Below are 12,105 nucleotides of genomic sequence, written 5' to 3' on the forward strand. Positions count from 1 at the left end.
TATCCAACCACAGCTTTTATACAAACTTATCCACAGAAACACCCTTCTGGTTGCTAGAATGGCCGAAAACAAGGAGGCCAAGATGGACTTGCGACTGAGACCCTATAAGGGAAAATGCCCGCAACTGGGCAAACGGGTGTATGTAGACCCCTGCGCAACACTGGTGGGCGATATCGAGCTGGCCGATGATGCCAGCATCTGGCCCATGGTGGCGGCACGGGGGGATGTGAACCATATCCGCATCGGCGCCCGCAGCAATATTCAGGACGGCACTGTGCTGCACCTGACTCGCAAGAGCGCCAGCAACCCGACCGGCTATCCGCTGCTGATCGGTGAAGATGTCACTGTGGGTCACAAGGCGATGTTGCACGGCTGCACCATCGGCAACCGGGTGCTGGTCGGCATGGGTGCCATTCTGCTTGATGGCGTCGTGGTTGAAGATGATGTGATGATCGGCGCAGGTTCGCTGGTGCCACCGGGCAAGCGACTCGAGTCGGGCTTTCTATATATAGGGAATCCCGTCAAACAGGCTCGCCCGCTCAAGCCCGCCGAGATCGCCTTCCTCAAGACCTCGGCCGACAACTATGTGCTGCTCAAGGATGAGTATCTGCAAGAGACCTGATAGGGCTGGCAGAAACAGGAAGCCCGGCATAATGCCGGGCTTCGCTTCTTATATAGCTATATAACCGTGCAGAACGGCTGACCGGAAATCAGTGAGCCTGATCCCAGTTGTCACCGGTGCCCGCCTCCACCAGCAGCGGCACATCTAATTCGGCTGCGGCAGACATCTTCTCCTTGATGATGGCGATGTACTCCTCCAGCTTCTCTTCGCGGATCTCGAACACCAGTTCATCGTGTACCTGCATCAGCATGCGGATCGACTCATCCTCGATACCGCGGATCCAGCTGTCCACGTTGATCATTGCGCGCTTGATGATGTCGGCAGCCGTACCCTGCATGGGCGCGTTGATGGCGGCCCGTTCGGCTGCCTTGCGCAGACCGGCGTTGCGGGACTTGATATCCGGCAGATAGAGGCGACGACCAAACAGGGTCTCGACATACCCCTGGGCTTCCGCCTGCTGACGGGTGCGCTCCATATACTCCAGCACGCCCGGGTAGCGTTCGAAGTAGAGATCCATGTACTTCTGCGCTTCGGCGCGGCCAATCCCCAACTGCTTGGCCAGACCGAAGGCACTCATGCCGTAGATAAGGCCGAAGTTGATCGCCTTGGCGCTGCGGCGCATGTCGGTGGTGACCGCATCGAGCGCCACGCCGAACACCTCGGCGGCAGTCGCCTTGTGGATGTCCTTGCCCTCGGCAAAGGCGGTCAGCAGCCCCTTGTCACCGGAGAGGTGCGCCATGATGCGCAGCTCGATCTGGGAGTAGTCCGCCGCTACCAGCTTGTAACCGGCGCTAGGAATAAAGGCCTGACGGATCCGGCGCCCCTGTTCGTTGCGCACCGGAATGTTCTGCAGGTTGGGATCAGATGATGACAAACGGCCCGTAGCCGCCACCGCCTGATGATAGGAGGTGTGTACCCGACCGGTCCGGGGCTTGATCATCAGCGGCAACTTGTCGGTGTAAGTGGACTTGAGCTTGGCCAGCCCACGATGCTCCATCAGCAGTTGCGGCAGCTCGTAGGTCTCCGCCAGCTCGGCCAGCACCTCTTCTGCGGTGGACGGTGCCCCCTTCGGCGTCTTTTTGATGATCGGCAGGCCCAGCTTGGTGAAGAGGATCTCCCCAAGCTGCTTGGGTGAGGAGAGGTTGAACTCCTGCCCGGCCAGCTCGTGAGCCTGCTTCTCCAGCTCCGCCAACCGCAGCTCGATCTCCTGGCTCTGCTGGTGCAGCAGCTTGGGATCGATGGTGGTGCCGAGCAACTCCATCCGCGCCAATACCGGCAGCAGCGGCAACTCGATCTCGCTGAATACCTTGGCAAGGCCCGGTACGGCCTCCAGCTGACTCCACAGGGTCTGGTGCAGGCGCAAAGTGATATCGGCATCTTCCGCCGCATAGGGGGCAGCCTGCTCCAGCTCGATCTGGTTGAAGGTGAGCTGTTTCACTCCTTTGCCGGCGATATCTTCAAAGGAGGTGGTCTCAACCCCGAGGTAACGCTTGGCCAGCGAATCCATGTCGTGGCGACTGGCGGTGGAGTTGAGCACGTAGGACTCGAGCATGGTGTCGTAGGCGATACCCTGCAGGTCGATGTCATGGTTGAGCAGCACGTTGCGGTCGTACTTGAGGTTCTGCCCCACCTTGAGACGGGTCGGATCTTCCAGCAGCGGCTTGAGCTTGCCCAACACCACGGCCTCACTCAGCTGTACCGGTGCCCCCAGATAGTCGTGGCCAAACGGTACATAAGCAGCCTTGCCCGGTTCAACCGCAAAGGAGACACCGACGATCCGCGCCTCCATATAGTCGAGACTGGTGGTTTCGGTATCGAAGGCAAACAGCGGTGCCGCTTTCAGCTGTTCCAGCCAGCCGTCAAACTCGGCTTCGTCCAGAATGCAGCGGTAGTCGGTTTCGATGGCGGCAACCGGAGCGGCGCTCTCATCGCCAGCCTCGTCTTGTCCGGCGCTCTCGCTGCCCTCTTCACCACCGGATTCCAGCTCCTTGATCAGGTTGCGCAGCTCGTATTCGCGATAGACCGCCAGCAGGGACTCCTTGTCGACCGGTTTGAGCAACAGCTCTTCCAGACTCTGTTCCAGCTCGACATCGGTCTTGATGGTCGCCAGTCGATAGGAGAGACGAACCTGCTCCTCCTGCTCGCGGAACTTGTCGGCGAACGCCTTGGAGCCTCGGAAGCCGAGGGCGGCAACCTTGTCGAGGTTGGCGGCGATCTCGTCGATGCTGCCAATCCCCTGCAGCAGAGCCAGTGCGGTCTTCTCGCCGACACCGGTCATGCCGGGAATGTTGTCGACCTTGTCACCCATCAGGGCCAGGTAGTCGATGATGAGCTCGGGCGGCACGCCGAACTTCTCGATCACCCCTTCCCGATCGGTCTTCACATCTTTCATGGTGTCGATCAGGGTGACATGGTCGGAGACCAGCTGTGCCATATCCTTGTCACCGGTGCTGATCAGGACCGGCAGCTGCTTCTCGGTCGCCTGGCGGGCCAGGGTGCCGATCACATCGTCGGCTTCAACCCCCTCCACCATCAGGAAGGGGAAACCCATCGCCTTGATCATCTGGTGGATCGGGGCAACCTGGCTGCGCAGATCGTCCGGCATGCTGGCGCGGGTCGCCTTGTACTCGGGATAGATGTCGTCGCGGAAGGTCTTGCCCTTGGCATCAAACACCACGGCCACATGACAGTCAGGATATTGCTTGCGCAGGCTGCGCATCATGTTGGCCATGACACGGACGGCGCCGCTCGGCAAACCGGTCGATGTGCGCAGATCAGCCTGCTGGGAGGCGAAGAAGGCGCGGTAAAGATAAGAGGAGCCGTCGACCAGAATAAGGGGGTTGCTAGGGGCCATGAAATCGTCCTGCCAGAGATAAACAGCCGCTAGGATGCCACAGGGCCCCCCTCACACCAAGGGGCGCAACAACAGCACACAGCGCCTGATAAAGGGACTCAATCTGTGGATAACTCTGTGTTCAAAAATGGGGCGCATCAGAGCGAACAGTGATAAAGCTGTGCACAAAAATACAAAAAGCCATTAAAAACAATACATTGAGATCGCAAAAACCGATCGCGAGACAGTTAGAATGATCTCGATCAATGTGGAAAAAGATTTAAGGGAGTAGGTACGGCAGGATCCAAAACGAAACAATCCTAGCACAGCAAGATGACTTGACCAGCGGAGGGCGAGCGATAACCATACAAAAGTACAACAATCCATCCTGGCTCACATTTTCAACAACGAGGAGTTTGCCATGAAAAAAGTGGCCGTGATTTTGAGTGGCTGCGGTGTCTTTGACGGGGCCGAAATCCACGAGGCCGTCATCAGCCTGCTGGCGTTGGCCCGTCAGGGAGCCGCCGTCCAGTGCTTCGCCCCGAACGTGGCGCAGCTCCATGTCATCAACCACCTGACTGGTGAAGTGAGCGAGGGGGAGAGCCGTAATGTGCTGGTCGAAGCGGCCCGTATCTGCCGTGGCCAGATAAAGGATGTGGCCGAGCTGGATGCGGCCGATTACGACGCGCTGCTGGTGCCCGGCGGCTTTGGCGCGGCCAAGAACCTGTGCGACTTCGCTATCAAAGGGGCGGAGTGCCAGATCCAGCCCGATGTGCTGAAAGCGTGCCAGAGCTTTGCCAAAGCCAACAAACCGGCCGCCTATATCTGCATCGCCCCCGCCATGATCCCGCTGATCTATGGTGCCGGGACGCTGGCGACCATCGGCCATGACGAGGGTACCGCCAACGCCATCGAGGCGATGGGCGGCAGCCATCTCAACTGCCCGGTCAACGAGTTCGTAGTGGATCAGGAGCGCAAGGTGATCTCAACCCCCGCCTACATGCTGGCCAGCAACATAGTCGAAGCGGCAGACGGCATCGAGAAGACAGTCAAGCAACTGCTGGCGCTGTAATCCCCGCCCTGCCAAAAACAGACGGGCCGCTCATGGAGCGGCCCGTTTTCAATTCTGCCTGAAGGCGATGAATTAGATGGTTTCGCCCATCTGATCCATTTTGCCCAGCAGGGCACGCAGACGCTCCTGCCATGCAGTGTGCTCGTTGCGCAGCTGATGGTTCTCGTCTTGCAGCTTGCTGTTCTGCTCTTTCAGCTCGTCCAGCTCCATCTTCAGCAGGGAGATGTTGTCGACGGCGGATTGTACTTTGGATTCGAGTTGCTCAAGGACTTCTAGTGACATATGCATACCTGTTTGTTCAATTGCGATGCCCCACAGAGGGCGATTCAAGCGCGTGAAGCCAGCATACCCCGAGCGCATCGGCACAAACAAGCCAGTGCGCTGTAAAATGCGCCTTCCATAGATGTATTGTCTAAATATGCGTCTATTTTTCTCGCATCCTGCGCCCGAGCCGCGACAACACACTGAACCGTGCGTAAAAAGCCCCGCCACCCGCGCATCATTGGCACCCTCCTGACGGCGCCGCCGTTATCCATGCAAGGCGATATAAGCCCCCAGCAACAGACAGGCGACGACATACATTAGCAGGCCGTAGAGCAGGTTCCAGCGCAGGATCAGCCCAGCACTGAGGTTGTAGCGGGAGGCCAGCGCCAGATTGGATCCGGAGAGCGGACTGGTGCCGGTGGCAAGCCCCCACCCCAGCAGGAAACACATGCCGAGCAGGCTGGGATCCGGCGCCAGCGGCCAGAGCAGTGGCGCCAGCCCGGAGATACTGATGAGCGGATGCACCCCGACGATGGCTACCAGCAGGATCAGCAGCAGAGTGAGGGATGCTTCGAGCCAGCCAAAGTGATTGAACAGCGGCAAGCCGTGACCGGAGCCGAAATCGATGACCGACAACGCACTGTTGATGCCTGCCGCCAGCAAGCCGGCCCCCAGAAACAGCACCAGCTGACCGCCGATGGCGGGAAAGCGCTCCACCACCTGCCGCTTGAGGGCCGCCTTGCGCCCGGTCCTCGGCATAAAGAGCAGCGCCAGCAGCGGGGCCACCAGCGCGATCACCGCCAGAATGCCGAGCTGGGGCCAGATCTGCTTGATGAGCAGTACCAGCAGCGCCAGCGTGACCGGCAACCCCAGGGTCTGCAACCGCAGCGGATAACCGGCAAAGTCAGCCACCCCGATCCGCTCCACCTGCCAGGCGGTCAGCCCCATCGCCAACAAGGCGGCAAGGATTCCGAACGGCAGAATATGGGAGAGCTGCAAGCCCGGCGCATAGGTAAGCGCCACCGCCATGGCGACAAAGAAGGGTGACCAGAAGGCGGCGGCACAGAAGATCCGGCTCAGCACCATCACCTGACGCCGCTCCAGGGTGCCATTGCGCTCCAGTCGATCGCCGATGATAAACAACACCGAGAGGTTGATGACCGCCCCCAGCAGATTGAGGCTGGCCATGGTGCTCCACAGCCCCTTTCGCCCGGTCCAGGAGGTGGTGCCGGTCAAGAGACCCGAGGTGGCGAGGTTGAGGGTGCTCACCGCGGCAAACATGGTGAGCATATTGATGTTGGGCAGCAGCCAGTCACCGGCGGTGAGGGGCGCGCCCTGCCACCAGGAAAAGATAAGCAGCAACAGCGCCGCGCCATACAAGGCCAGCGCCTGCCGCTTGGCGGCCCCCACCAACCAGGGCCAGGTGAGCAGTGACGCCCCCCAGGCCGCAATGGCCGCTGGCCAGGGGGAGAGTCCCAGATAGAGATGCAGCAAGTTGAGCAGCCACATCCCCAAAATCAGATAACCCGACCAGCGTTTGGCCATCGACTACTCCGGCCGGGAGATCAGAGACACTGATCCATATCCAGTGAAGGCTTGTCGCACTCCGGACGGCCGACGATCTTGGCGGGTACGCCAGCGACCGTGGTATGAGGCGGCACCGGGTTGATCACCACGCTGCCCGCGCCAATTTTGGCACCCACGCCCACTTCGATATTGCCGAGCACCTTGGCGCCCGCCCCTATCATCACCCCTTCGCGGATCTTGGGATGGCGATCGCCGCTCTCCTTGCCGGTACCGCCAAGGGTCACGCTCTGCAGGATGGAGACATCATCTTCAATCACTGCCGTCTCACCCACCACGATGCCGGTGGCGTGGTCGAACATGATCCCCTTTCCGATGCGGGCGGCCGGGTGCACATCCACCCCGAACACCACCGAGATCTGGTTTTGCAGATAGAGGGCCAGCGAGCGGCGCCCCTGACGCCACAGCCAGTTGGCGACCCGATAACCCTGCAGGGCATGGAATCCCTTGAGATAAAGCAGCGGGGTGGAGAAGAGGTCGACCGCCGGATCGCGCTCCTGCACGGCGCAGATGTCGGCCGCCACTACCGTCAGCAGCTCGGGCTCGCTGCGCAGGGCCAGCTCGATCACCTCGCGCAGGGCGATGGCCGGCATGGTGGCGCTGTCGAGCTTGTTGGCCAGCTGGAAGCTGAGGGCCGAACGCAGATTCTTGTGATTGAGAATGGTGGAGTGGAAGAAGCTGGCCAGCATCGGCTCCTGGGCCGCCATGCACTCCGCTTCTTGCTGAATTTTGTGCCAGGTTTTGGCAACCAGTTCATCCATGTTGCAGCCTACTGTTGTTCTGGGTGAGGGCTCTGTTGTTCTTTTGTCAGCACCGAGATGGGGTCCATGTGGATGATGACATCCATCCGCTCGAATGCCTGGCGTACCGCCAGTTCGGCTTCATCGGCGATCTGATGGGCCTTGACCAGGGGGATCTGATCATCCAGTTCAAGATGCAACTGTACGAATCGGGTCGGCCCGGATTGACGGGTGCGCAGGTCATGTACGCCGTGTACACCTTCTACGGCACAGCAGAGCGCCATTATTCTCGCTTGTTCTTCCGCTGGCAACTGACGATCGAGCAGGGCCTGCACCGACTCGTAGCCGATGTGTCCCGCCCCCCACAACAGGAATAGCCCGATCAGGATGGCAAACAGGCCATCGGCCCAGTACCACCCCTGCCCCGCCAGCACCAGCGCCAGCAAGACACCGGCATTGAGCAGCAGATCGGAACGGTAGTGCAGCATGTCGGCCTTGATCGCCACGCTGTTGGTCTTGCGAATGACAAAGCTCTGGAAGCTGACCAGCAGCAGGGTCAGCACGATGGAGCCACCGCTGACCCAGAGACCCGCTTCCAGCCGCAGAATCGGCGCCTGATTGAGCAGGGATGAAATTCCGTGCATCACCAGCAGCAGGGCGGAGCCGGAGATAAAGGCCGACTGGATGAGGCCAGCCAGCGACTCCGCCTTGCCGTGACCGAAACGGTGCTCGTCATCAGCGGGGGCAAGCGCATAGCGAATGGCCAGCAGGTTGATGATGGAGGCACTCACATCCATGAAGGAGTCGGTGAGCGACGCCAGCAGGGTCGACGAGTCGGTCATCAGCCAGGCGATCAGTTTGCCGATGATCAGCAAGGTAGCGGTGGTGACCGCCGCTATGCTGGCAAAGGTCACCCAACGGGAATATTGTTGATGGCTCAAAACCGGCTTTCCTCTGGCGATGAAAAACTTATTATACCCTGACCCCGGCGTCAGTTTGGCGCGAAAATCTGCGGAATAACACCAGATGAACAGAATACTCCTGGTCGATGACGATCTTGAATTGACCCAACTGCTCACCGAAATTCTGACCCTGGAGGGATTTCAGGTCACGGTCGCCGAGGATGGTGAAGAGGGGCTGCAACGGCTGGCGGAGCAGAGCTTCGATCTGGTGCTGCTGGACGTAATGATGCCCAAGCTCAACGGCTTTGCCATGCTGACCAAGCTGCGCAAGACCCACGATACCCCGGTGCTGATGCTGACCGCCCGCGGTGACAGCCAGGATCGGGTTAACGGTCTGGAAGCGGGTGCCGACGACTATCTGGCCAAGCCGTTCGATGACAGGGAGCTGCTGGCCCGGGTACGCGCCATCCTGCGCCGTACTCAGAGCGCCCCGCCCCAGCGCGGCAGTTCCTCCGACGAAGTGCACTTCATGGATATCGTGCTGCAACCCGGCCTGCAGCAGGCCCGCTGCGGCGAACAACTGCTGGAGCTGACCGCCACCGAGTTTGGCCTGCTGGAGTGCCTGCTGCGCAATCCCGGCCAGATCGTCAGCAAGAGCCACCTCTCCGAGCAGGTGCTGGGCAAGAAGCTGGAGCCCTTCGATCGGGCTATCGACATGCACCTGAGTAATTTGCGCAAGAAGCTGCCGGACCGCACCGATGGCCAGCCCCGCTTCAAAACCGTACGGGGGCGCGGGTACCTGTGGCTAGAGCAAGAATAGAGCGCATCAACTCCCTCAACGGGATCTCGACCCACATCTTCCTCTGGTTCTGGTTCATGCTGCTGGTGATGCTGGCCGCCGTGATCAGCCTGCCGACCCTGGATCCCCGCAACCAGATCCCGCTGCCGACCCACGAAGTCGCGCGGATGCAGAACAACGTGCAAGCCCTGCTCAACGCCGCTGAGCCGGATCAGGATTTCGATCTGGCCAAGGCGATGGACAAGATCGCCATGCTGCCGGTGGATAACGTCTACCTGCGCGACGAGAAGGGGCAGATCCAGTCCACCACCCATCCGCGCAAGTTCGTGGTGCGCTTTATGGTGGATGCCGATGACCCGGCCAATCCCATGCTGGGCAACGAGGATCGCAAGGCGATCGCCGGCCCCTTCCTGATGGAGCACCACGGTCATCGCTATCACGTCTATTTCGGCCTCAATGCCGAGAATCCCTACCTGTTCCTGTTTATTCAGGTGCTGGATCACCCGATCCGCATTCTGGGCATCTCGATGCTGGTCAGCACCCCGCTCTGCCTGCTGCTCGCCTGGCGGCTGACCCGCCCCATCCTGCAGTTGCAGAAATCGGTCTCCCAACTGGCGGCCGGCAATCTGGAGGTACAGATCCCCAACCTGGGACGGGGCGACGAGATCGGCCAGCTGGCGGACAACGTCAGCCGCATGGTGGAGACGCTCAAGAGCATGATCCAGAAACAGAAACAGCTGCTTTCCGATATCTCCCACGAGCTGCGCAGCCCCCTCACAAGGATGCAACTGGCGCAGGCGCTGATCCGCCGCAAGCAGGGTGACAGCGCCGAGCTGGCGCGGATCGAATCGGAGATCGGACGGCTGGACAAGCTGATCGGCGATCTGCTGGATCTGTCGCGAGTGCAGCAGCATGTTGAGGCCCCCATCGTGCAGCCGCTGGCCGACCTGCTGGAGCCTATCCTCGAAGATGCCATGTTCGAAGCGAATCAGAGCGGCAAGCAGCTCAGACTGCCGCCGCTGCCCGCAGAGTCGATCCAGATGTGGCCCGAGCTGCTGGCCCGGGCGGTGGAGAACCCCCTGCGCAACGCCCTCAAGTATGCCCGCGAGTTCATCAAGGTGGACTGGTATCGGGAGGGACTGGAGTGGGTGATGACTATTCGGGATGATGGCCCTGGCGTGCCTGACGAGCAGCAGGCGCTGCTGTTCCAGCCCTTCTTCCGGGTCGATGATGCCCGCAACGCCAAGACTGGCGGCACCGGGTTGGGGCTGGCCATCGCCTCGGAGGCGATCCAGCGCCACGGCGGCACCATTGCGGCCAGCAACAATCACCCGACTGGGCTGACCATCACCATCCGCTTGCCCATCGCCTGATCCTTTTCATCCGGACGGGCGCTGGGTATGCTGGCGCCCCTTCTTGGCTTTACATCTCTTTGCAGGAGCTCGTCATGCTCGATATCGTCCTCTACCAGCCGGAAATTCCGCCCAATACCGGCAATATCATCCGGCTTTGCGCCAATACCGGTTACCGGCTCCACCTGATCGAGCCGCTGGGATTTGAGTGGGATGACAAGCGGGTAAAACGGGCGGGACTCGACTATCACGAGTTTGCCGAGGTGAAGCGCTGGCCGAGCTATGAGGCCTTTCTGGCCGCCGTGGCGCCCAAGCGGGTGTTTGCCTGCACCACCAAGGGCCGCACCGCGCACTCGGCAGCACAATATGCACTTGGCGACGCCCTGCTGTTTGGCCCGGAGAGTCGCGGCCTGCCCATCGAGATCATCGAGAGTCTGCCATTCGAGCAGCGGCTACGCATCCCTATGGTGCCCCAGAGCCGCAGCATGAACCTCTCCAACGCGGTGTCTGTCTTTGTCTACGAGAGCTGGCGCCAGCTCGGCTACGACGGTGCCATGTAAGCGCCACCGATGCGCTCAGTGGCGGGCGTCGAGCAGATGCCCGCTGCGCTCCAGCCGCCAGCAAGTGACCCCCAGCGACAGACCGCGCCCCACCATCAGCGCCGCCATCGCCGCCCATAACGCGGCCACGCCCCACGACTGACAGAGCCACCAGATCGGGAAGAAGCCGCCAAACGCGGCCAGCAACATGCTGTTGCGCATCTCCCGCGCCCGGGTCGCCCCGATAAATACGCCATCCAGCAGGAAGCACCAGACCGCCAGCAAGGGCATGGCGATCAGCCAGGGAAGCTGACGATGTGCCTCCGCTACCACGGCCGGAATGTCGGTGATATAGCCGATAAGGTGGGCACCAAAGAGGGCAAACAGCAGGGTAAAACCACTGGCAATGAGGGCGGCCCAGCCCAGATTGAGCACGATGGCCTCCCGCAGTTTCTGCCGATCCCGCTGACCGATGGCTCGTCCTACCATGGCCTCCACCGCATAGGCAAAACCATCGAGTCCGTAGGAGATGAGCATCAGGAAGTTGAGCAGCACCGCATTGGCGGCCACCGCCACATCCCCCAGCCGCGCCCCTTGCAGAGTCATGAAGGCGAAGCAGAGCTGCAAACAGAGGGAGCGCAGGAAGATATCGCGGTTGAGGCCGAGCAGCCGCACCATGGGCGCGAGCTGCCGCCAGCGCTGCCAACCATCCTGCCACACCGTCGGCGCCAGTTGCCGCAGCTGACGGCGTACCAGCCAGATACCGACTGCCAGCGCGCAGTAGTCCGCCATGACCGAGGCTGCCGCCACACCCCGCACCTGCCAGCCGAGCCCGAGCACAAACAGGGCATCGAGCGCCATGTTGACCAGATTGGTGAGGATCAGCATCACCATGGGGCTGCGGGCATCCTGCATCCCCAGCAGCCAGCCCATGATCACCAGATTGCAGAGCGCCGCCGGGGCGCTCCAGATCCGCACCGCCACGTATTGGCCCGCATAAAGCTGCACCTCGGGCGAGCCGCCACTCAGGGCGATCAGTCGTGGCAACAGGGGAAAAAGCAACAACAGCAGCGCCAGGCCGAGAGCAATGGCCAGCCCCAGCGCCCGCATCAGGGTATCGAGCTGGGCACGACCGTCGGCGGCGCCGTGCGCCTGCGCCGTCAGGCCGGTGGTCGACATCCGCAAAAAACCGAGCAACCAGAAGATGAGGTTGATCAGGGTCGCACCGACCGAGACGCCCCCCAGAAACCAGGCCTGACCGAGATGACCGATCACCCAGGTGTCCACCAGCCCCAGCAAGGGGGTGGTGATATTGGAGAAAACCATGGGCAGAGCGAGCGCAAAGACGGCGCGGTGGCGAGAGGGATCTCGCCACCAGGGGGCAACAGCTGGGGTCAC

The 12,105-nt window shown here is 61.1% G+C and carries 11 protein-coding genes; 5 read left to right on the forward strand and 6 right to left on the reverse strand.

From position 1 onward, the window contains the following. The first annotated feature begins 82 nt into the window (after positions 1-82). On the forward strand, positions 83-622 hold the full coding sequence (locus A9G06_RS19360; RefSeq protein WP_005356065.1) for a gamma carbonic anhydrase family protein: 540 nt from the start codon (positions 83-85) through the stop codon (positions 620-622). Positions 623-710: 88 nt separating this feature from the next. On the opposite strand, the gene polA is transcribed toward A9G06_RS19360, so the two are convergent. Beyond that, on the reverse strand, positions 711-3,476 hold the full coding sequence (gene polA, locus A9G06_RS19365) for a DNA polymerase I (RefSeq protein WP_069556303.1): 2,766 nt from the start codon (positions 3,474-3,476) through the stop codon (positions 711-713). Positions 3,477-3,876: 400 nt separating this feature from the next. Between polA and elbB the strand changes: the two genes are divergently transcribed. Beyond that, positions 3,877-4,527 (forward strand): isoprenoid biosynthesis glyoxalase ElbB, encoded by a 651-nt coding sequence (gene elbB, locus A9G06_RS19370; protein ID WP_069556304.1) that lies wholly within the window; start codon positions 3,877-3,879, stop codon positions 4,525-4,527. 72 nt (positions 4,528-4,599) lie between these two features. Here the strand turns inward: elbB and A9G06_RS22325 are convergent, their stop codons facing one another. From A9G06_RS22325 to A9G06_RS19390, 4 genes are all read right to left on the reverse strand, one after another. Then, positions 4,600-4,809 (reverse strand): cell division protein ZapB, encoded by a 210-nt coding sequence (locus A9G06_RS22325; protein WP_005339554.1) that lies wholly within the window; start codon positions 4,807-4,809, stop codon positions 4,600-4,602. Positions 4,810-5,055: 246 nt separating this feature from the next. Further along, on the reverse strand, positions 5,056-6,336 hold the full coding sequence (locus A9G06_RS19380) for a hypothetical protein (protein ID WP_069556305.1): 1,281 nt from the start codon (positions 6,334-6,336) through the stop codon (positions 5,056-5,058). Positions 6,337-6,356: 20 nt separating this feature from the next. After that, positions 6,357-7,136 (reverse strand): serine O-acetyltransferase, encoded by a 780-nt coding sequence (cysE, locus tag A9G06_RS19385; protein ID WP_005339552.1) that lies wholly within the window; start codon positions 7,134-7,136, stop codon positions 6,357-6,359. Between the two features lie 8 nt (positions 7,137-7,144). Next, entirely contained in the window at positions 7,145-8,056 is a 912-nt protein-coding gene (locus tag A9G06_RS19390) for a cation diffusion facilitator family transporter (RefSeq protein ID WP_005339551.1), read from the reverse strand. An 85-nt stretch (positions 8,057-8,141) separates the two neighbouring features. On the opposite strand from A9G06_RS19390, the gene A9G06_RS19395 reads away from it, so the two are divergent. The 3 genes from A9G06_RS19395 to trmL all read left to right on the forward strand — a co-directional run bounded on the left by A9G06_RS19395 (position 8,142) and on the right by trmL (position 10,728). Beyond that, complete coding sequence (locus A9G06_RS19395; RefSeq protein ID WP_040069396.1) at positions 8,142-8,837, forward strand: response regulator; 696 nt, start codon at positions 8,142-8,144, stop codon at positions 8,835-8,837. After that, positions 8,819-10,189, forward strand: a complete 1,371-nt coding sequence (locus A9G06_RS19400; RefSeq protein WP_005357421.1) for an ATP-binding protein — start codon at positions 8,819-8,821, stop codon at positions 10,187-10,189. Before A9G06_RS19395 ends, A9G06_RS19400 begins: the two co-directional genes overlap by 19 nt. A gap of 74 nt (positions 10,190-10,263) precedes the next feature. Then, positions 10,264-10,728 carry a tRNA (uridine(34)/cytosine(34)/5-carboxymethylaminomethyluridine(34)-2'-O)-methyltransferase TrmL gene (gene trmL / locus A9G06_RS19405; protein WP_005339545.1) on the forward strand — a complete coding sequence of 155 codons (465 nt, stop codon included), beginning with the start codon at positions 10,264-10,266 and terminating at the stop codon, positions 10,726-10,728. A gap of 15 nt (positions 10,729-10,743) precedes the next feature. On the opposite strand, the gene dinF is transcribed toward trmL, so the two are convergent. After that, positions 10,744-12,105 (reverse strand): MATE family efflux transporter DinF, encoded by a 1,362-nt coding sequence (dinF, locus tag A9G06_RS19410; RefSeq protein WP_069556306.1) that lies wholly within the window; start codon positions 12,103-12,105, stop codon positions 10,744-10,746.

Source organism: Aeromonas sp. DNP9 (genome assembly GCF_001728955.1).
Classification (GTDB): Bacteria; Pseudomonadota; Gammaproteobacteria; order Enterobacterales; family Aeromonadaceae; genus Aeromonas; species Aeromonas veronii.